Source organism: Streptomyces sp. CG4, from assembly GCF_041080655.1.
GTDB lineage: Bacteria > Actinomycetota > Actinomycetes > Streptomycetales > Streptomycetaceae > Streptomyces.
Map to the genome: position 1 here is coordinate 2,831,463 of NZ_CP163525.1, position 20,087 is coordinate 2,851,549.

The following is a 20,087-nucleotide window of genomic DNA, read 5'->3' on the forward strand; positions in this document are numbered from 1 at the left end:
TTCGCCGACCGAGCATCGAAGCGCTTCGAAAGCATGTCGTCGCTCCATCCGCAAGGGGAACCGCTCGTGACCGTAGACCCGCCGTCCGCCCTGCCGTTCCGCGATCCGCAGCTGCCGTTCGCGAAGCGTGCCGACGATCTGCTGGCACGGCTCACACTGGACGAGAAGGTCTCCTTCCTGCACCAGTTCGCACCCGCCGTGGAACGCCTGGGCATCGCCGCCTTCCGCACCGGCCAGGAGGCGCTGCACGGGGTGGCCTGGATGGGTCCGGCGACGGTGTTCCCGCAGGCCGTCGGGCTCGGCGCGACCTGGAACCCGGAGCTGGTGCGGCGGGTCGGCGAGGCGGTGTCCAAGGAGGCGCGGGCGATGCGGGCCCGGGACGAGCGGGTCGGCCTCAACGTCTGGTCCCCGACGGTGAATCTGCTCCGGCATCCGCTGTGGGGCCGCAACGAGGAGGGGTACTCGGAGGACCCGAAGCTGACCTCGGCGATCGCCACGGCGTACACGCGCGGCCTGCGCGGCGAGCATCCGGTGTACTGGCGTACGGCGCCCGTCCTCAAGCACTGGCTGGCCCACAACAACGAGACGGACCGGGCCACTTCGTCCGCCTCCGTCCGCCCGCGCGTGCTGCACGAGTACGATCTGCGCGCCTTCAAGGAGACCGTCGAGGCCGGTGCGGTGGCCGGGGTGATGCCGGCCTACAACCTGGTCAACGGCCGCCCCAACCACCTCTCCCCGCTCCTGCGCGAGCACCTGCGCACCTGGACCGACGAGGAGCTGCTGGTCTGCTCGGACGCGGGCGCGCCCTCCAACCTGGTCGACGCGGAGCACTACTTCGCCACCCACGAGGAGGCCACCGCGGCCGCCCTGCTGGCGGGGGTGGACAGCTTCACCGACCACGGCACGGACGGCTCGCGGATCGTCGCCCGCGTCCAGGGGGCGCTGGCGCAGGGCCTGTTGACCGAGGCCGACATCGATACGGCCGTCCGCCGCCAGCTCTCGGTCCGCTTCCGCCTCGGCGAGTTCGACCCGCGCTACGACCCCTACGCCGGCACCACCGAGTTCGACACCCCGGCGCACCGCGCGCTCGCCCGGGAGGCGGCGGAGCAGGCGATCGTGCTGCTGAAGAACGACGACGACCTGCTCCCCCTCGCCCCCGACACCCGGATCGCGGTGGTCGGCCTGCTCGCGGACGAGTGCAAACTCGACTGGTACAGCGGCAGTCTGCTGCACCGCTCCACTCCCCTGGAGGGCCTCTACGAGCGGTTCGGCGCGGATCGCGTGGAGTTCGCGGAGGGCGTGGACCGCGTCCGGCTGCGCACCGCCGCCGGCACCTTCCTGCATGTGCCGGTCACCGACGCGCCGGACGAGGAGCGGGGCACCGAGGGCGCCCTGGATCCGGCCCTGCTCGCCGGCCGCACCGATCTGCCGCCGCTCACCGCCGACGCCTTCGGCACCGAGTTCGCGCTGATGGACTGGGGCGAGGGCGTGCTGACCCTGCGCGCGCCCGACGGCCGCTATCTGTCGGTCGCCGAGGACGGCCGGGTACGCGCCTCGGCCGACCAGCCGGGCGGCTGGGTGGTCCAGGAGACCTTCCGCCTCGAACCGCACCGCGGCGGTCACCTCCTCAGGCATCTGGGCACCGGTCGTCATGTACGAGTCGCCGCCGACGGCCTGAAGGTTGCCGAGGCCGAGGGCTCCGGTGACGTCTTCGAGGTGATCACGGTCGAGCGGGGCGAGGACGCGGTGACCCGGGCGGCGCAGCACGCGGACGTGGTCGTGGTGGTCGCGGGCAACGACCCGCACATCAACGGCCGCGAGACCGAGGACCGTACGACCCTGGAGCTGCCCGCGCACCAGCAGCGGCTGCTGCGCGCGGCCCGCGCCGCGAACCCGCACACCGTGCTGGTCCTGACCTCGGCCTATCCGTACACGGTGGACGTGACACCGCTGCCCGCGGTGCTGTGGACCGCGCACGGCGGCCAGGCGGCGGGTACCGCCCTGGCCCGGACCCTGGCCGGCGACGTCTGTCCGGCCGGCCGGCTCCCTCAGACCTGGTACGCCTCCGACGCCGACCTGCCGGACCTGTTCGACTACGACGTGCTGGGCAGCCGGCAGACGTACCTCTACTTCGACGGCAGCCCGCTCTTCCCCTTCGGGCACGGCCTGTCGTACGCGTCCTTCGCGTACGCCGATGTCCGCGCCGGTGCCGAGGCCGGCTCGGTGCACGTGTCGTGCACGGTGACGAACACCGGGGACCGGACGGCGGACGAGGTGGCGCAGCTGTACGGACGGGCGGCGGACCCTTCGGTGCCCCGCCCGCGCCGCGAACTGCTCGCCCACCGCCGCCTCACCCTCGGGCCCGGCGAGACGGCACACGTCGCGTTCGAAGTCCCGCTGAGCGCACTGGAGTTCTGGGACGTGGCGCAGGGCGGCCGACGGCTGGAGCCAGGGCCGTACGACCTGCTGATCGGCGCGTCCAGCGAGGACATCCGGCTGCGCACGACCGTGCACCTCGACGGCGCGCCCGCGTCCCCCCGCCCGGTCGCCCGGCGCGGGCTGGCGGGAGCCGACTTCGACGAGCAGTCGGGCGTCGCGATCGTGGACCGGACGAGGACGGCGGGCGACGCGGTGACACCGGCGCACGGCGGGACGGCCGAACTGGTCTACCGCGCCTGTGACTTCGGCACGGGCGTGCGCGAGGTGACGGCGCAGGTGGCGGGCGAGGGGGCAGTGGAACTGTCCCTGGACGGCGGCCCGGTGCTGGCCGTGCTGACGCCGGGCACCCCCACCGCCGACGTCTACGCCTACACCACCCTGACCGCCGCCCTCGCCGCCGAGGGTGTGCACGACGTCCGCCTCAGGCTGCGCGGCCCGCTGCGGCTCGCGCACGTCGGCTTCTCCGGTTGAGGGTCCGGAGGAGACCGATGACGGGAACGGGTCCGGCACCGGCAGGCAGCGGTGCCGGACCCGTTCCCCCGCGGACACGCGAGACGGCCCGGGTCGGGGACCCGGGCCGTCTCAGTGGTGGTGCCTACGCCCGTTCGTCAGCCGTGGCTCGCCTTGCCGAGGGCCGGGACGAAGCGGAGGGCGTCCAGGGTGCCGACGCCGGTGGCCATGTCGTAGCCGTTGACGGCCTTGTAGCCCGTGACGCCCTGGTAGCTGTTGTCCGTGCCGTCGTTGACGTCGACGACGCCCGGGTTCTTCTGCTTCAGCAGGGTGTAGAGGGCCGCGTTGATGTCGCCCACGCGGTGGCCTGCCGCCTGGTCGGCGAGCGCGACGATGCCCGAGAAGAGCGGGCTGGCCTCGCTGGTGCCGCCGGAGACGTCCCAGCCGGTGGCGGTCGGGTCGTAGCTGCCGTACACCCAGGCACCGCCGTTGACCGCGGCGGCCATGGAGATGTCCGGGGTGCCGCGGCGGGCGCCGACGACGTTCTTCACGCCGTCCTGGAAGGACGGACGGTTGAACACGTGGGACTGGCCGCCGCCGCCCGCGCCGTTGTCGTTGTAGACGCTGTCCGGCTTGACGCGCTGGCCCTTGTCGTTCAGGTGCAGCTGGGTGCCGCCGATGGAGGTGACCAACGGGTCGGAGGACGGCCAGGAGTTGACGCGGTACTTGTAGAACGTCTTGCCGTCCGCCATGGCGTCGGTGGCGCCGCCGTCACCGGACGAGGCGAGGACCGTCACGTGCTTGCGCTGGGCGTCCTCGAAGGCGTACCGGAGCTTCTTGATGCTGGAGAAGTCGCCCTTGTCGAAGCCCGGGAAGGTGTTCTCGGTGGCGCCGAAGCTCTGGCTGATGACGTCGCCGACCCCGTGGTCGATCATGGACTTCTCGGCGGACATCATCTCCGGCAGACCGGTGGTGCCCTCGGTCTCGGCGACCGCGGTCTCCACGAGCACGATCTTGGCGTCCGGCGCGACGGCGTGCGCCATCTCGACGTCCAGCGTGGTCTCGCCGGCCCAGCCCGTCATGTCCGAGTTCTTCGGGTCGAAGGGCGGGACGTTGCCCCACTTGACGACGTTGACCTTGGTGCTGGGCAGCCCGAACTGCTTGCTGTAGACGTCCAGGTCGTGCTGGACGGTCGGCGAGCCGAAGGAGTCGACGATGACGATCGTCCGCCCCTTGCCCGTAATGCCCTTCTTGTACAGCGGGTTCAGGTTGTACGCGGTGCGGTACTGCAGCGGGTTGTAGCAGTTGATGTGCCACTTGGCCTGGCACTGCTCGATGGGGAGCGGGCTGGCCACGCCGTGGACCAGGGAGTGCCCCGCCACGGCCGGCCGCGCGAAGGTGTGCGGTACGCCGGCGGGCGCGGCGGTCGTGGCGCCGGCCTGGGAGGTGGCCGCCAGTGCGGCGGCGACGAGCGCGACGGTGGCGGCGGACGCCGCGACGCCGCGCCCGGAACGGGCTATGTGCATGTGGTCCCCTGAGTGGTCCTGATCCGTCCTGGTCCGTCCTGAGCAGGACGCACCCGAGTCGGACGAAGTGGTCAGGCGCATCCCATCGGGTGAGTCATGGACAGATCAAGACTTAGGGCACCACTCTTGAACCGCCGATGTCGAATCCTTTACCAGCAAGCAGAAAACAGGCAGAAACGAGGGAGAAAACAGAGAAACGGCCGCAGCCCCCGCACAGTGGGCTGCGGCCGTCTCCGGCTGACCTGTCCGTGGCAGGTCAGAGCGCGAGGCCGGTCAGGACCAGCACGCGCTCGTATGTGTAGTCGTCCATCGCGAACTTGACGCCCTCACGGCCCACACCGGACTGCTTGGCACCGCCGTACGGCATCTGGTCGGCGCGGTAGGACGGGACGTCGCCGATCACCACACCGCCGACCTCGAGGGCGCGGTGGGCGCGGAAGGCGACCTGCAGGTCATGGGTGAACACGCCTGCCTGGAGGCCGTACTTGGAGGAGTTGACGGCGGCGAAGGCCTCGGCCTCTCCCGCCACCTTCTGCACGGTGAGGACGGGCCCGAAGACCTCCTCGCAGGAGAGGGTGACATCGGCCGGTACGTCGGTGAGGACGGTCGGCGCGTACGAGGCGCCGTCGCGGTCGCCACCGGTGAGCAGCGTGGCGCCGGCCTCGACCGCCTCCTTCACCCAGGACTCCACGCGCTGCGCGGCGGCCTCGCTGACCAGCGGGCCGACGTCCGTCTTGGCGTCGGTCGGGTCGCCGGTGACCTGGGCCTCGACGGCGGCGACGATGCGCGGCAGCAGGCGGTCGTACACCGACGCGTCGGCGATCACGCGCTGCACGGAGATGCAGGACTGGCCGCCCTGGTAGTTGGAGAAGGTCGCGATGCGGGTCGCGGCCCAGTCCAGGTCGGCGTCGGAGGCGAAGTCGCCGAGCACGACGGCCGCGCCGTTGCCACCCAGCTCCAGCGTGCAGTGCTTGCGCGGCACCGAGTCCATGATCGCGTAACCGACCTTCTCGGAACCGGTGAAGGAGATGACCGGCAGCCGCTCGTCCTGGACGAGGGCGGGCATCTTGTCGTTGGCGACCGGGAGGATGCTCCAGGAACCGGCCGGCAGGCCCTCGGTCTCGGCGAGCAGGTCGCCGATGATCAGGCCGGACAGCGGGGTGGCCGGGGCCGGCTTGAGGATGATCGGGGCGCCGGCGGCGATCGCCGGGGCGATCTTGTGGGCGCACAGGTTCAGCGGGAAGTTGAACGGCGCGATGCCGAGCACGACGCCCTTGGGGAAGCGTCGGGTGAGGGCGAGACGCCCCTGGCCGCCGAGGTCGGTGTCGAGCCGCTGGGCCTCACCGCCGTTGAACCGGCGGGCCTCCTCGGCGGCGAACCGGAACACGGAGACGGCGCGGCCGACTTCCCCTCGAGCCCACTTGATCGGCTTGCCGTTCTCGGCGGAGATCAGCTGGGCGATCTCCTCGGTGCGCTCGACCAGCCGCTTGCTGACGTGGTCGAGCGCGGCGGCGCGCACGTGCGCCGGGGTGGCGGCGAACTCGTCCCGCACGGCGTACGCGGCGGCCACGGCCTCCTCGACCTGGGCGTCGGTCGGCACACTGGCCTTGCCGACGAGCCGGCCGTCCCACGGGGAGGTGACGTCGAAGGTGTCCTCGCCGGTGACCTGGCGGCCGGCGAGCCAGAAGGCGTGGGTGGAAGTCATCTTGTGAGTCCCGGCCTTTCCGCGTTGGGGGTGCTTGGCTTTCGTGGTCCACGGTAGGGCGGGGGCGGCCGGGGGTCGTTTGTCCGAGTCGTAGCAGTAGTCGGCCCAGGCACTACTGTTTGGACTACTCGGCTTGGACTACTCGGCGCTGGTCGCCTTCAGGGCGAGCCACAGCTCCATCCGTACGTCGGGATCGTCCAGCGAGCGCCCCAGGATCTCCTCGACGCGCCGCATCCGATAGCGCAGCGTGTGCCGGTGCACCCCGAGGTCCGCGGCGGCCGCGTCCCACTGCCCGTGCCGGGACAGCCACGCCCGCAGCGAGGCGACCAGGTCCCCCCGCCCCGTCGCGTCGTGCTCGTGCAGCGCCCGCAGCAACCCGTCGGCGAACGCCTTCACGGCGTCGTCGGCCAGCAACGGCAGCACGGAGCCCGCGGCCAGCTGCTCGTGCTCCACGAGCACCCGCCCGCGCCGGCGCGCCACGGAGAGCGCCTGCTCGGCCTGCTTGTAGGCGGCCGCGGCGGCGATCGGCCCGGCCGGCGCGGACAGCCCCACGACCAGCTCCTCCTCTTCGCCCCCCGCCGCTTGCTCGGGCGCCGCCCGTGCCGCCTCCAGCGCCGCCGCGTACTGCGTGCAGGCGGCCACCGCCGCTCCCCCGTCGGCGGCGAGCACCACCAGCCGCTCCCCGTCCGGCACGACCAGCACGGCCTCCCCGGAGCGCGCGGCGGCGGACTCCAGACTCTCCGCCAGCCCGCCCAGCGGATCACCGCCGGCGTCGGCGACGAGGGCGGCTCCCCCGGACACCGGCTGGGCGACGTGGCCGTGGGCGTCCGCGTGCACCCGGGCGGCGGTTCCGGACACCGACTCGGCGACGATCATCCGGAACGGCGCGTCGAGCAGCCCGCCGTACAGGTCACCGGCGACGGCGCGGGCATGGTCGGGCTCGCCGGCGAGCAGCATGCGCAGCACCGCCGTACCGAGGCGCTGTTCGGCCGCGTGCAGGGAGCGGGAGCGTTCGGTGGTGAGGGTGAGCAGGGCGATGGCGGAGTGCACGGCGTACCGCTCGGCGGTGCCGAGGGCAGCGGCCGTGCCGACGGCGAGCGCGGCGCGCGGCCGTCGTCCCGTCCCGAGGGAGTGCAGCTCGACGCGGTCTTCGTGCTCGGGCCCGCCGACGACGGAGGAGGCGGGTGCGGGCCGCTCCCACAGCCGCTCGACGTCGGCGGTCAGCCGGGCGGCACGCCGCCCCGCCCAGTCCGGCGCGGCGGCGACGACGGCGCCGGAGGCGTCGTAGAGGGCGGCCCATCCGTCGACCTGCGCGGCGAGCGCGCCGAGCAGCCCCTCGGGACCGGCGTTCAGGGCCTGTTTGGTCAGCTCGCGCTGGGCGGCGAAGCCCGCGGTGACGGCCCGGTACTGGTCGGCGGCGATGGCGGCGGAGACAGCCTTGCTGATGGCGAGGAAGGGCGTGCGGCGCGGCACCTCCAGCAGAGGCAGCCCTTCCTCCCGCGCAGCCTCCACAAGCGCCTCGGGGATGTCCTCGTAATTCACCCCCACGGCGAACCCGAGCCCGACGACACCGGCCCCGACCAGCCGCTTCACATACCGCCGCATGGCCTCCCGGTCCTCCGCGTCCAGCTTCAGCGCGGTGATCAGCAGCAGCTCGCCGCCCTCCATGTACGGCACGGGGTCGGCCAGCTCGCTGACATGGGCCCAGCGGACGGGCACGTCGAGACGATCCTCGCCCGCGCGCACGGTCAGCTTGAGCGCGGAGTGGTGGACGAGCGAGGCGAGGGTAGGGGGCATGAGGCCTTCAGGACGAGGGAATTCCGGTGACCGTGGTGACTTTGGTGACCGTGGCGATCGAAACAATCACTGACAATCACTGCAATCTTTGGCCGAACCGTATGAACGACCTACACCGATTCTGCCTCACCGTACGGTCCCCGCGCCCGCCCCTCACCCCCGCAAATCCACCAGCAACGGCGGCGCATGCTCCCCCCGCACACTCGTCAACGACAACACCGCATGCCCGGCCGGCACCCCATGAGCCAACTCCGAAGCCGACCAACGCTCCCGCTCCACCTGACGGACGGTGACGGCCTCCGTCGTCACCGCCTTGCCGGTCACCAGCTTGCGCAGGGCATGGATGGCGCGTGTCATGGGCTGGTCGGCGAAGACGGTGTGCCGGGCCACGTCCCGGGTCTCCACCCACTGCGTGCCCCAGGCCTCCGCGAACCTGCCGCCGTCCCACGTGGTCACCCCGGAGAACGCCATACGGCAGCCGACGGCCGCGTACAGCGGCCCGTGCAGCGCCTCGGGGACGTCGCCGACCGTACGCAGGGCCAGCACCACGCCCGCGTTGCGGGAACGCATGCGCTGGATGCGGCGGACGGACTCGGTCGTCACCGCGCCGGTGGCGTCGTCCAGGACGAGGCAGGTGAAGTGCGTCCGTTCGTCCGTCTGCGCCACGGCGCCGAACTGAGCGAGCACCAGCCGGGTGATGATCCGGCCCGCCTCTTCGTGGCCGCGGTCGGGCAGCTCGATACGGACACGCAGCGGATGGTGGGCGACGGCGCGCAGGGAGAACGGCCGCGCGCTCCCGCCGTCCCCGCCGAAGAACTCGGCGAACGCCGGCCGGTCCAGCACCGCGAGCCGGTCGGCGAGGACCGGCCCGGGATCGCCCGCAGTACCCGACTGCCGGGCACGCGCGTCGAGTTCGCGGCGCTGAGCGGCGTACTCGTCCCCGGCGAGCGCACCGCGCAACGCGGCCAGCGCCGAGGACTCTCCTTCCAGGAGCTCCCGCAGTACGGGCAGCGTCGGGAAGCCTCCGTAGGCCGCCCGGTAGGGCCCGAGGAGCTGGGCGAGCGCGGTGACGGCTCGCTGACCGCTCACCGTGTCCAGGTCGCCGACCAGCCCCTCCGCCAGGAAGGCGGCCGCCTCGTCAGGGTCGTCCGTGTCCGCGTACGGGTCGAGGTCGTACACGGATGCCGGGTCGCCGAGGCGTACGACCACGTCGTAGGCCGAATCGGGACCGAGCGGAGTGCCGGCCCCGCACACGGCGACCACGGCGCACTGCCCGGCGAGCGCCTGCAGGCCGAGCGACTCGACGACGGGCTGGATCAGGTGGCGTGTCTTGCCGGAGCCCGACGGCCCGACGGCCAGCAGAGAGGTGCCCAGGGTGTCCGGCGCGAGAGCCGCTCCGGCGCCACCGTAGGCGAGCGGGGTGCGCTCCGCCGCCACCCACTGCCCGACGCGCACCTGCCCGGCGGCCAGGTCGTGCCGGGCGGCCCGGCCGGGCAGGTCACGCGCACCGGAGGGATGGGTCCAGGCGGCCCCGCCCTCGCGCAGGACGGTGTCTGTGAAGGAGGAGAGCCGGGCCCGGGCACGCGCCACGGTCCACATGTGCCCGACCCTGGCGCAGTCCACGTCGTTCATCCGGCCGGCGTGTACCTCCGCGGCGAGCACGTCCGCCGCCTGATGCTGACCGGCCTCGCGCAGCTCGGGCCACTGCGAGGGCCGCCGGTCGACGGCAGGTTGTGCGGCCTCGGCCGTCCTGGCCCGCGCCCGCGCGGCGAGCGCCTCCTTCGCCAGGGGCCACCAGCCGCCGACGCGGGCGAACGGCCACAGCACCAGCAGGGTGATGAGCGCGTACAGCCCGTCCGTGACCAGCTTCGACGCGAACACTCCGTAGTCGCCGCCGTTGAGCAGGACGATCAGCGAGAACAACGGGTCCTGAACGGGCAGCGCGTCCCAGCCGAGTCCGAACGCACTCGGGAAGACGAAGGCCAGCGCGATCAGCGCACCGAGGGCGGCGATGAGGGCCCCAGCGGGCTGTGCGCGTCGGGTGACGAGGTGCCGGATGACGTCGGACCAGCTGCCCAGGCGTGCCATGGCGAACACGAGGATCGCGAAGAACACGCCGTCGGCGACCGTCTTGACCTCGGCGCCCTGGTACCCCTTGGGCGACGTGGTGCCGGCCCACCACCAGCCGTCGGGGGTGAGCAGCTTGAGGACGGTCCACTGGTAGGGGAGGCTGCCGTGCCGCCACAGTGACCACAGGAGGAGTCCGGCCACGAGCGGGACGACGAAGCCGACGATGGTGACGGGCGCCAGGCGCTGGCCTTGGCGTGCCGCCTTGGGCGCGCTGTAGCCGTAGCGCCAGATACCGGGCTCGACGGCCGGGCGCGGCTGATCGAGCCAGTCGGCGACGGGCGAGCGGGGATGCGACGGGTGGGGAGCGAACCCGGGGTGTGTGGCCGACGGCGGCACCTCCGGCGCCCGCGTCGGCCGTGGCGGCACGGCGGGAGCCTCGTACGGCGTCGCCCCGCCGTCATAGGACGTCGCTTTGCCGCCGTACGGCGTCGCGGGACCGTTCCGGGGTGCCGTGGGCACGTCCGTCGGCTCCGCTGGGCGCGGCACCGGGTGAGCATGCGTGCCCCGCGCGTCCTGCGTCCCGTCGCTGTCCATCGCCCTTGCCCCCTGACCAGCCGCTCCGTCCACCATCAGCGAGTCAATCTAATGCCCTCGCAAGGGGAGTTCAGCGATTGCGTGGCCAGGCGCACGATGAGATGTGCGCACGCCGGCGCGCTGCCCTCCCGATTCCTCTATATCCACTCCGGACAACCGTTCTCCCCGACAACGCCCACATGGAGCATGCCCACCCCCCGCCCCCGGCCCTAGCCTGCGAAGAAAGATAGGTATGCGGCCGAAAACGCACTGCCCGGAATCGTCCGGGACGCCAGATCACCGCCCGGTACGCAAGATCATCAGGGAGCCCCCATGACCGCACTTCCGCAGGAGCGCCGCGTCGTCACCGCCATCCCCGGTCCGAAGTCGCAGGAGCTGCAGGCCCGCCGTACCGCGGCGGTCGCGCAGGGCGTGGGCTCGGTGCTGCCGGTCTTCACCGCGCGCGCCGGTGGCGGGATCATCGAGGACGTCGACGGCAACCGGCTCATCGACTTCGGTTCCGGCATCGCCGTGACCTCCGTCGGCGCCTCCGCCGAGGCCGTCGTACGGCGCGCCGCCGCCCAGCTCGCCGACTTCACCCACACCTGTTTCATGGTCACCCCGTACGAGGGGTACGTGGAGGTCGCGGAGGCGCTCGCCGAGCTGACCCCGGGTGACCACGCCAAGAAGTCCGCGCTGTTCAACTCCGGCGCCGAGGCCGTCGAGAACGCCGTCAAGATCGCTCGTGCCTACACCAAGCGGCAGGCCGTGGTGGTGTTCGACCACGGGTACCACGGGCGGACCAACCTCACCATGGCGCTCACCGCCAAGAACATGCCGTACAAGCACGGGTTCGGGCCGTTCGCGCCCGAGGTGTACCGGGTGCCGGTGGCGTACGGCTACCGCTGGCCGACCGGGGCGGAGAACGCCGGTCCCGAGGCCGCCAAGCAGGCCATCGACCAGATGAGCAAGCAGGTCGGCGCGGACAACATCGCCGCGATCATCATCGAGCCCGTGCTCGGCGAGGGCGGCTTCATCGAGCCGGCCAAGGGCTTCCTGCCGGAGATCGTGAAGTTCGCCAACGACAACGGCATCGTCTTCGTGGCGGATGAGATCCAGTCCGGCTTCTGCCGGACGGGCCAGTGGTTCGCCTGCGAGGACGAGGGGATCGTGCCCGACCTGATCACGACCGCCAAGGGCATCGCCGGTGGGCTTCCGCTCGCCGCCGTCACCGGGCGCGCCGAGATCATGGACGCCGCGCACGCCGGTGGCCTGGGTGGTACCTACGGCGGTAACCCGGTCGCCTGCGCGGGCGCGCTCGGTTCCATCGAGACGATGAAGGAGCTCGACCTCAACGGCAAGGCCAAGCGCATCGAGGAGATCATGAAGGGTCGCCTCACCGCCATGGCCGAGAAGTTCGACATCATCGGCGACGTCCGTGGGCGCGGCGCCATGATCGCCATCGAGCTGGTCAAGGACCGTACGACCAAGGAGCCGAACCCCGAGGCCACCGCGGCGCTCGCCAAGGCCTGCCACGCCGAGGGCGTGCTGGTCCTGACCTGCGGCACCTACGGCAACGTGCTGCGCTTCCTGCCCCCGCTGGTGATCGGCGAGGACCTCCTGAGCGAGGGGCTCGACATCATCGAGCAGGCCTTCGCGCGCATCTGAGCGAGCGATCCGCACCTCTGAACGGCACCGACGGCAGGCCGTGTGAAGAACGTGTGGGAGGTGGATGACGGGACGCGATTCCGTCTGCCCAAGCGCCTCGGCCTGCCGTAGGTTCTACCCAGATGAGAGATACACCCCGTCCACAGGGGACTGTGGGCGATTTCAGGGCGAGGCCTCCCCAGCTTCGACCTGGTCGTGCCCTCGCGCACATCACCGGCGCCTGACGGCTCCGGGATCTCCTCACCGATCGGACGGTCGCCGCCCCAAACCCCCCGGGGCGCGCGACGTTCCGATCCGGACGGCCGCCTCGGAACCACCCCCCCCTGTTCCGGGGCGGCCGACCTCCTTCCCTCCCCGCAAGTCTGCGAAGCTGGGCGCCGTGTCGACCGTTGTCCGCCGCGCCCCGCTGCTGATTCTCCCGGCCCTGCTGTTCGCCCTGTGCACCTGGCAGGTCATGGCCCATGGCCCGCTGCTGCGCCTGGACGCCCGCCTCAGCCGCGCCCTCGTCCATCCGGACCGGTTCTCCGGGCTCCTCTCCGACCTCGGGAACGGCCAGGTCGCCGTGCCGGTGCTCCTCGTCGCCCTCGGCTACGTCCTGTGGCGGGGCCGCAGCAGCGGCACGCCCCGCTGGTGGCTGCCACCGCTCGCCGCGTTCGTCCTGATGGCGCTGGTCCCGGCGATCGTCGTACCGCTCAAGGACTGGACCGCCCGGCCGGGGACCCCCGTGGTGCCCCCGGCCGTCGGCTATTTCCCCTCCGGCCACACGGCCACGGCGGCCGTCGCCTACGGCTCCGCGACTCTGCTCCTGCTCCCGTGGCTGCGCTCCACCGCCGCCCGCCGAAGCCTGGTCACCGTCTGTACGGCCCTGGTCCTCGGGGTGTCGTACGGCCTGGTCCGGCACGGCTATCACTGGCCGCTGGACGTGGCGGCCAGCTGGTGTCTGTGCACCGTGCTGCTGACCAGCCTGTCCCTGGTGATCGGCCGAAGTACGCGTCGAGGTTCTTCCGGAACTCCCCGTTCGCGCAGCGGTCCCGGTTCACCGGCCGCGTCATCGGACCGCGCGGCGCCGGCCAGGTCCCATGGGCCGGATACGAGCCGCAGTCCGTCTTCTTCGTCAGGCAGTCCAGGGGCTTCGTGACCTCGCAGGGCGGCACGTGGCAAAGAGGCTTCAGCCGCCCCCGGCCAGCCGCGCCGCCGCCTCGTGCATCGCCAGCTCCAGCAACGCGGGATCGGTCAGCGTGCCCGAGCCGTCCGGTGGCACCAGCCAGCGCACCCCCCGGGTCACCCGGCCGGGATACGGTACGACGATCCAGGTGCCGGGTCCCGCGGTACGGATGCCGGTGCCGACCCAGCGGGCCGCGGTGCCCGGCGGCACGAAGAAGCCGACCCGGTTGTCGCCGAAGTCGACGAGTACCGGGCCGGGTTGGCCGAGCACCCGGACGAGCACGTCCAGGGTCGGATGGCCGAGGTCGCCCGGCAGGATCAGTACGTCCCAGGCCCTGCCGACGGGCAGCAGCGCGATCCCCAGGGGGTTGCGCTCCCATTCCCAGCGGCAGGCCTCGGGATCCGGTGCGACGGATGCCAGCCACTCGACGGCCGTCTTCGCCCCAGTCATGAGAAGGCCTCCCTCTCTCACCCGACCGTCCGGCGCGGTCGCGTCAGGTGGAGAGAGGGAGGCCTTCCGGAGGCATTACGCGAGTTTCGCGCCGCCTTTCAGGTGACCTGGGTCACATTTCGGTGTCGGCTACGGATTACCACTGGTAGTCCCAGTCCCAGTAGTAGTCCCAGTAGTAGTCCCAGCAGTGGTGGTAGTCGTCCCAGTAATAGTGCTTGTGGTGGTGACCCCAGTGGTCGTGGTCGTGGTCATGGTGGTCATGACGGGGAGCCATGGTCACCGTCGACGCCTGGTGCAGCGGCGCCGCCGAGGCGGCCGCGGCCGGGAGCATGACGCCTCCGGCGACGACCGCGGCGGAGGCCACCGCCGTCGCCAGGGCCCTGCGGCGCTTGGAACGGGATTCGTCACACTTACGGGTGATGCGAGTCATGATCTTCTCCTGCTACTCCGTGTGGAAGCCGGTGCCTCCCGGTGAGGCCCGTGCTTCCAGTACGCCGGAATGCGGGAGCGGGGTCATGCTCCGAGATCTCGTGGCTTGACGCGGCCATAAGCGTCGGGTAAATGCCGCGAAATCCAGCAAAGCCCGTGAAAGGGACTCAGCTGTCGAAACCCAGCCCCAGCCGGTCCATCGCGCGCAGCCACAGATTGCGCCGGCCGCCCTGCGCGTCCGCACGGGCCAGGGACCACTTGGTGAGGGCGATCCCGGTCCAGGCGAACGGCTCGGGCGGGAACGGCAGCGGCTTCTTGCGGACCATCTCCAGCTCCGTCCGCTCGGTGCGCTCCCCGTCCAGCAGGTCGAGCATCACGTCCGCGCCGAAGCGGGTCGCGCCCACGCCGAGGCCGGTGTAACCGGCCGCGTACGCGACCTTTCCCTGGTGGGCCGTGCCGAAGAACGCCGAGAAGCGTGAGCAGGTGTCGATCGCGCCGCCCCAGGCGTGGGTGAAGCGGACGCCCTCCAGCTGCGGGAAGCAGGTGAAGAAGTGCCCCGCGAGCTTGGCGTACGTCTCCGGCCGGTCGTCGTACTCGGCGCGCACCCGGCCGCCGTAGTGGTGGATCGCGTCGTAGCCGCCCCACAGGATCCGGTTGTCGGCGGACAGCCGGAAGTAGTGGAACTGGTTGGCCGAGTCGCCGAGCCCCTGGCGGTTCTTCCAGCCGATGTCCGACAGCTGCCCGGCGGTCAGCGGCTCGGTCATCAGCGCGTAGTCGTAGACCGGGACGGTGTAGGAGCGCACGCGGCGCAGCAGGTTCGGGAAGATGTTCGTGCCGAGCGCGACCCTGCGGGCGCGGACCGAGCCGTACGGGGTGCGTACGGACATGCCGGCGCCGTAGTTCTTCAGGGTCAGCGCGGGCGTGTGCTCGTAGACGCGCACTCCGAGCTTCAGGCAGGCCTTCTTCAGGCCCCAGGCGAGCTTCGCGGGGTGCAGCATGGCGACGCCCCTGCGGTCCCACAGGCCCGCCTCGAACGTCGGCGAGTTCACCTGCGCGCGCACCGCGTCGGCGTCCAGGAACTCGATGCCGTCCGCGAGCCCCTTCTCCGTCAACTCCCGGTGCCAGTCGCGCAGTTCCCAGGCCTGGTAGGTCTCGGTGGCGACGTCGATCTCACCGGTGCGCTCGAAGTCGCAGTCGATGTCGTGCCGGGCGATCGCGGCCTCGATCTCGTCGAGGTTGCGCCGGCCCAGCTCCTCCAGTCGCTGGATCTCGTCGGGCCAGCGGGCGAGGCCGTTGGGCAGGCCGTGAGTGAGGGAGGCGGCACAGAAGCCGCCGTTGCGGCCGGAGGCGGCCCAGCCCACCTCGCGGCCTTCCAGCAGCACCACGTCGCGCCCCGGGTCACGCTCCTTGGCGCCCAGGGCGGTCCACAGCCCGCTGTAGCCGCCGCCGACGACCAGCAGGTCGCAGGTGTCGGTGCCGGTGAGGGCGGGCTCGGCGGTGGGCTTGCCGGGGTCTTCCAGCCAGTACGGGACCGGCTGGGCTTCGGAGAGAGAGGCGATCCAGTTGTCTTTGCCACGGCTCATGGCGCTTGGGGCCATGATTTCAACTCCCTACGAGGGCTTTCTTGAAAGGCTTATGCCTTTTGGTTGTTACGGCGATTGTTGATGAGCATCGAGCTCAGCACGAACAGGACGGCGACGAGGAACATGGCCGTACCGATGACATTGATCTGAACGGGTGTGCCGCGCTGCGCCGAGCCCCACACGAACATGGGGAAGGTGACGGTCGAACCCGCGTTGAAATTGGTGATGATGAAATCGTCGAAGGAGAGCGCGAAGGACAGCAGCGCGCCCGCGGCGATCCCGGGTGCCGCGATCGGCAGGGTGACCCGCAGGAAGGTCTGCACGGGACCGGCGTACAGGTCCCGGGCGGCCTCCTCCAGGCGCGGGTCCATCGACATCACACGCGCCTTGACCGCGGTGACGACGAAGCTGAGGCAGAACATGATGTGGGCGATCAGGATCGTGTAGAAGCCCAGCTGGGCGCCCATGTTGAGGAACAGGGTGAGCAGCGAGGCGGCCATGACGACCTCGGGCATCGCCATCGGCAGGAAGATCAGCGAGTTGACGGCACCGCGGGCGCGGAAGCGGTAGCGGACCAGCGCGAACGCGATCATCGTGCCGAGGATCGTGGCGCCGATCGTCGCCCAGACGGCGATCTGCAGGCTGATGGACAGTGAGCCGCACATGTCGGCGACGCCGCACGGCCGCTTCCAGGCGTCCAGGGAGAACTGCTGCCACTCGTAATTGAAGCGCCCCTTCGGCTTGTTGAAGGAGAACACCGTCACGATGACGTTCGGCAGGAGCAGATACGCGAGTGTCAGAATTCCCGCGATGACGACGAGATGGCGCTTGAGCCAGTTGACGAAGGGCATTTAGACCAGATCCTCCGTCCCGGACCGGCGGATGTAGATCGTGACCATGGCCAGGATGGCGGCCATGAGGATGAAGGACAGGGCCGCGGCCGTGGGATAGTCCAGAATGCGCAGGAACTGCGTCTGGATGACGTTGCCGATCATGCGGGTGTCGGTGGAGCCGAGGAGTTCGGAGTTGACGTAGTCGCCGGCCGCCGGGATGAAGGTCAGCAGCGTGCCGGAGACCACGCCCGGCATGGACAGCGGGAAGGTCACCTTGCGGAAGGTGGTCCAGGGCCTGGCGTACAGGTCGCCGGCCGCCTCGTGCAGCCGTCCGTCGATCCGCTCCAGCGAGGTGTACAGCGGCAGGATCATGAACGGCAGGAAGTTGTACGTCAGTCCGCACACCACCGCGAGCGGGGTGGCGAGGACGCGGTCGCCGGCCGTCCAGCCGAGCCAGTTGGTGAGGTCCAGGACGTGCAGCGAGTTCAGGGCGTGCACGACCGGGCCGTTGTCGGCGAGGATCGTCTTCCAGGCGAGGGTGCGGATCAGGAAGCTGGTGAAGAACGGCGCGATCACCAGGATCATGATCAGGTTCCGCCAGCGGCCCGCGCGGAAGGCGATCAGATAGGCCAGCGGATAGCCGAGCAGCAGACACAGGACGGTCGCGGCGGCGGCGTAGAACACGGACCGCAGGAACTGCGGCCAGTACTGGGACAGCGCGTCCCAGTAGGTCGCGAAGTGCCAGGTGACCTTGTAGCCCTGCTCCAGGGAGCCCTGCTGTACGGAGGTGGAGGCCTGGTAGATCATCGGCAGCGCGAAGAAGATGATCAGCCACAGGATGCCGGGCAGCAGCAGCCAGTACGGCGTGAACCGGCCGCGCTTGCGTGGCGGCTTCTTCTCCTCGGCGGGAGGAGCGAGCGGCGGGGGCGCCTCGGCGAGCGTCGACATCAGGCGGCCGCCTCTTCCTCGGTGCCCGCGGAGCCCACTGTCCCAGCAAGCAGGGACTGGGTCGCGTCCAGACCGAAGGTGTGCGCCGGGCTCCAGTGCAGGACGACGTCGGCGCCGGGCACCAGCCGGCCGTCGCGCTCGATGTTCTGGACGTACACCGCCAGCTCGTCGCAGACCGGGCTGTCGATCACGTACTGGGTGGAGACGCCGATGAAACTCGCGTCGGCGATCTTGCCGGTGAGTCGGTTGCGGCCCTCGGGGATGTCGCCGGCGTCGTCGGCGTGGGTGAGGGAGATCTTCTCGGGGCGGATGCCGACCAGCACCTTGCCCCCGGCCTTCGTGGGCGCCGAACATCGCGCCTTTGGCAGCACGAGCTTGCCGCCGGCCGCCTTGAGGACGATGTCGGCGCCGTTCTCCGTGTCGACCTCGGCCTCGATGAGGTTGGAGGTGCCGAGGAAGTTCGCGACGAAGGTGGTGTTCGGGTTCTCGTACAGATCGGTGGGCGAGCCGAGCTGTTCGACGCTGCCCGCGTTCATCACGGCGACCGTGTCGGCCATGGTCATGGCCTCCTCCTGGTCGTGCGTGACGTGGACGAACGTGATGCCGACCTCGGTCTGGATGCGCTTGAGCTCCAGCTGCATCTGACGGCGCAGCTTGAGGTCGAGGGCGCCGAGCGGCTCGTCGAGCAGCAGCACCTTCGGGTGGTTGATGAGGGCGCGGGCGACGGCGACACGCTGCTGCTGGCCGCCGGAGAGCTGGTGCGGCTTCTTGCGCGCCTGCTCGCCGAGCTGGACCAGCTCCAGCATGTCCTCCACCTGCTTCTTCACGCTCTTGATGCCGCGCCGGCGCAGGCCGAAGGCGACGTTCTCGAAGATGTCGAGGTGCGGGAAGAGGGCGTAGGACTGGAAGACCGTGTTCACCGGCCGCTTGTACGGCGGCAGGTGGGTCACTTCCTGGTCGCCGAGGTGGACGGCGCCCGTCGTGGGCTCCTCCAGACCGGCGATCATGCGCAGGGTGGTGGTCTTGCCGCATCCGGAGGCGCCGAGCAGGGCGAAGAAGGAGCCCTGCGGCACGGTCAGGTCCAGCGGCTGTACGGCGGTGAAGCCGTTGGCGTAGGTCTTGCTGATACCGGAGAGGCGGACGTCGCCGCTGTTGTCTGGTGTCGTCATCGTCGTCGTCACGCCCCTGTGAGCTTCGAGAACTTCTGCTGGAAGGCGGTCTCTTCCTGCTGCGTCAGCGCGCGGAAGGCATGGGACTTCGCCTGCATGGCCTTGTCGGGAATGATCAGCGGGTTGCTCGCCGCCGATTTGTCGATCTTCGCAAGGAAGGGCTGCACTCCCGCGACGGGGCTCACGTAGTTGATGTACGCGGCCAGCTCGGCGGCCGGCTCGGGCTCGTAGAAGTAGTCGATGAGCCGCTCGGCGTTCGTCTTGTGGCGCGCCTTGTTGGGGATCAGCATGTTGTCGGTCGAGGTCATGTAGCCGCTGTCGGGGATGACATAGCCGACGTCCGGGCTGTCCGCCTGGAGCTGGACGATGTCGCCGCCCCACGCTATGCACGCGGCGAAGTCGCCCTTGGCGAGGTCCGAGGTGTAGTCGTTGCCGGTGAAGCGGCGGATCTGGCCCTTGTCGACGGCCTTCTGCAGGCGGGCGATCACCGCGTCGAAGTCGTCGCCGGTGAACTTCGCCGGGTCCTTGCCCATGTCGAGCATGGTCATGCCGATGCTGTCGCGCATCTCGGTCAGGAAGCCGACACGGCCCTTCAGCCTGGGGTTGTCGAGCAGGTCGGAGACCGACTTCACCTCGATGCCGTCGAGCGCCTTCTTGTTGTAGGCGATGACGGTCGAGATGCCCTGCCAGGGGTACGAGTAGGCGCGGCCCGGGTCCCAGTCGGGGGCGCGGAACTGGTCCGACAGGTTGGCGAAGGCGTGCGGCAGGACGGAGGTGTCCAGTTTCTGGACGTACCCCAGCCGGATCATGCGGGCGGCCAGCCAGTCCGTGAGGACGATGAGGTCACGGCCGGTGTCCTGGCCGGCGGCGAGCTGCGGCTGGATCTTGCCGAAGAACTCGTCGTTGTCGTTGATGTCCTCGGTGTACTTGACCTGGATGCCGGACCGCCGGGCGAACCCGTCGAGCGTGGGGTGACGCTTGGTCTTGTCGTCCACGTCGATGTACTCGGGCCAGTTGGAGAAGTTGACGACCTTCTCCGTGGCCGAGTGGTCGTCGGCGGAGACGCCGCCCTGGGACTTGTTCGCCGCGGGGATCCCGCAGGCGCTGAGCGCCCCGAGGCCGCCGACCGCCAGCGCGCCGCCCGCGGAGGCGCGCAGCAGCGAGCGACGGGTCATGGCGGCCCGGCCGTTACGGAGACTGCGCCGTACGGCGGCGGCTTCGACCGGCGTCAGGCGGTCGGGCTCGTACTGCTCCATGCGCGTGGTGCCCTTTCGGAGGGAGG

Annotated in this window: 14 protein-coding genes; 3 read left to right on the top strand and 11 right to left on the bottom strand. The window is 70.7% G+C overall.

The genetic code is table 11. The features are described 5' to 3' along the window. The first annotated feature begins 66 nt into the window (after positions 1-66). A complete protein-coding gene (locus tag AB5L52_RS12745; RefSeq protein WP_369364062.1) occupies positions 67-2,910 on the top strand; it encodes a glycoside hydrolase family 3 C-terminal domain-containing protein in 2,844 nt (947 codons plus the stop codon). Positions 2,911-3,047: 137 nt separating this feature from the next. Here AB5L52_RS12745 and AB5L52_RS12750 read toward each other — a convergent pair whose 3' ends face one another. The 4 genes from AB5L52_RS12750 to AB5L52_RS12765 all read right to left on the bottom strand — a co-directional run bounded on the left by AB5L52_RS12750 (position 3,048) and on the right by AB5L52_RS12765 (position 10,581). Beyond that, the gene (locus AB5L52_RS12750) at positions 3,048-4,415 is read right to left on the bottom strand and encodes a S8 family serine peptidase (protein ID WP_369364064.1); all 1,368 of its coding nucleotides are present in this window, start codon (positions 4,413-4,415) and stop codon (positions 3,048-3,050) included. Positions 4,416-4,671: 256 nt separating this feature from the next. Beyond that, a complete protein-coding gene (locus AB5L52_RS12755) occupies positions 4,672-6,120 on the bottom strand; it encodes an aldehyde dehydrogenase family protein (RefSeq protein WP_351024629.1) in 1,449 nt (482 codons plus the stop codon). A 138-nt stretch (positions 6,121-6,258) separates the two neighbouring features. Beyond that, the gene (locus tag AB5L52_RS12760) at positions 6,259-7,917 is read right to left on the bottom strand and encodes a PucR family transcriptional regulator (protein ID WP_369364066.1); all 1,659 of its coding nucleotides are present in this window, start codon (positions 7,915-7,917) and stop codon (positions 6,259-6,261) included. A gap of 153 nt (positions 7,918-8,070) precedes the next feature. Further along, complete coding sequence (locus tag AB5L52_RS12765; protein WP_369364068.1) at positions 8,071-10,581, bottom strand: ATP/GTP-binding protein; 2,511 nt, start codon at positions 10,579-10,581, stop codon at positions 8,071-8,073. 312 nt (positions 10,582-10,893) lie between these two features. Between AB5L52_RS12765 and gabT the strand changes: the two genes are divergently transcribed. Both gabT and AB5L52_RS12775 read left to right on the top strand, forming a co-directional pair. Further along, positions 10,894-12,228: a 4-aminobutyrate--2-oxoglutarate transaminase gene (gene gabT, locus AB5L52_RS12770; protein WP_351024620.1), complete on the top strand. Its 1,335-nt coding sequence runs from the start codon at positions 10,894-10,896 to the stop codon at positions 12,226-12,228. Between the two features lie 454 nt (positions 12,229-12,682). Further along, positions 12,683-13,366, top strand: a complete 684-nt coding sequence (locus tag AB5L52_RS12775; RefSeq protein WP_369368863.1) for a phosphatase PAP2 family protein — start codon at positions 12,683-12,685, stop codon at positions 13,364-13,366. 30 nt (positions 13,367-13,396) lie between these two features. On the opposite strand, the gene AB5L52_RS12780 is transcribed toward AB5L52_RS12775, so the two are convergent. The 7 genes from AB5L52_RS12780 to AB5L52_RS12810 all read right to left on the bottom strand — a co-directional run bounded on the left by AB5L52_RS12780 (position 13,397) and on the right by AB5L52_RS12810 (position 20,061). Then, positions 13,397-13,843 (bottom strand): hypothetical protein, encoded by a 447-nt coding sequence (locus AB5L52_RS12780; protein WP_351766403.1) that lies wholly within the window; start codon positions 13,841-13,843, stop codon positions 13,397-13,399. A gap of 136 nt (positions 13,844-13,979) precedes the next feature. After that, positions 13,980-14,273 (bottom strand): hypothetical protein, encoded by a 294-nt coding sequence (locus tag AB5L52_RS12785; protein ID WP_369364071.1) that lies wholly within the window; start codon positions 14,271-14,273, stop codon positions 13,980-13,982. A gap of 166 nt (positions 14,274-14,439) precedes the next feature. After that, positions 14,440-15,870: an NAD(P)/FAD-dependent oxidoreductase gene (locus AB5L52_RS12790; protein WP_369364073.1), complete on the bottom strand. Its 1,431-nt coding sequence runs from the start codon at positions 15,868-15,870 to the stop codon at positions 14,440-14,442. A 35-nt stretch (positions 15,871-15,905) separates the two neighbouring features. Next, positions 15,906-16,706, bottom strand: a complete 801-nt coding sequence (locus AB5L52_RS12795) for an ABC transporter permease (protein WP_351024609.1) — start codon at positions 16,704-16,706, stop codon at positions 15,906-15,908. Beyond that, positions 16,707-17,636 (bottom strand): ABC transporter permease, encoded by a 930-nt coding sequence (locus AB5L52_RS12800; RefSeq protein ID WP_351024606.1) that lies wholly within the window; start codon positions 17,634-17,636, stop codon positions 16,707-16,709. It lies immediately after the preceding gene. Beyond that, positions 17,636-18,805: an ABC transporter ATP-binding protein gene (locus tag AB5L52_RS12805; RefSeq protein ID WP_351024603.1), complete on the bottom strand. Its 1,170-nt coding sequence runs from the start codon at positions 18,803-18,805 to the stop codon at positions 17,636-17,638. Before AB5L52_RS12805 ends, AB5L52_RS12800 begins: the two co-directional genes overlap by 1 nt. A gap of 8 nt (positions 18,806-18,813) precedes the next feature. After that, complete coding sequence (locus AB5L52_RS12810) at positions 18,814-20,061, bottom strand: spermidine/putrescine ABC transporter substrate-binding protein (RefSeq protein WP_351766395.1); 1,248 nt, start codon at positions 20,059-20,061, stop codon at positions 18,814-18,816. Positions 20,062-20,087 lie beyond the last annotated feature (26 nt).

Bases quoted from the DNA above. Each gene is read 5' to 3' on its own strand.
- gabT (WP_351024620.1), top strand. From the start codon at position 10,894: ATGACCGCACTTCCGCAGGAGCGCCGCGTCGTCACCGCCATCCCCGGT.
- AB5L52_RS12765 (WP_369364068.1), bottom strand. From the start codon at position 10,581: ATGGACAGCGACGGGACGCAGGACGCGCGGGGCACGCATGCTCACCCG.
- AB5L52_RS12760 (WP_369364066.1), bottom strand. From the start codon at position 7,917: ATGCCCCCTACCCTCGCCTCGCTCGTCCACCACTCCGCGCTCAAGCTG.
- AB5L52_RS12805 (WP_351024603.1), bottom strand. From the start codon at position 18,805: ATGACGACACCAGACAACAGCGGCGACGTCCGCCTCTCCGGTATCAGC.
- AB5L52_RS12800 (WP_351024606.1), bottom strand. From the start codon at position 17,636: ATGTCGACGCTCGCCGAGGCGCCCCCGCCGCTCGCTCCTCCCGCCGAG.
- AB5L52_RS12755 (WP_351024629.1), bottom strand. From the start codon at position 6,120: ATGACTTCCACCCACGCCTTCTGGCTCGCCGGCCGCCAGGTCACCGGC.
- AB5L52_RS12775 (WP_369368863.1), top strand. From the start codon at position 12,683: ATGGCCCATGGCCCGCTGCTGCGCCTGGACGCCCGCCTCAGCCGCGCC.
- AB5L52_RS12750 (WP_369364064.1), bottom strand. From the start codon at position 4,415: ATGCACATAGCCCGTTCCGGGCGCGGCGTCGCGGCGTCCGCCGCCACC.
- AB5L52_RS12785 (WP_369364071.1), bottom strand. From the start codon at position 14,273: ATGACTCGCATCACCCGTAAGTGTGACGAATCCCGTTCCAAGCGCCGC.
- AB5L52_RS12810 (WP_351766395.1), bottom strand. From the start codon at position 20,061: ATGGAGCAGTACGAGCCCGACCGCCTGACGCCGGTCGAAGCCGCCGCC.
- AB5L52_RS12795 (WP_351024609.1), bottom strand. From the start codon at position 16,706: ATGCCCTTCGTCAACTGGCTCAAGCGCCATCTCGTCGTCATCGCGGGA.
- AB5L52_RS12780 (WP_351766403.1), bottom strand. From the start codon at position 13,843: ATGACTGGGGCGAAGACGGCCGTCGAGTGGCTGGCATCCGTCGCACCG.
- AB5L52_RS12790 (WP_369364073.1), bottom strand. From the start codon at position 15,870: ATGGCCCCAAGCGCCATGAGCCGTGGCAAAGACAACTGGATCGCCTCT.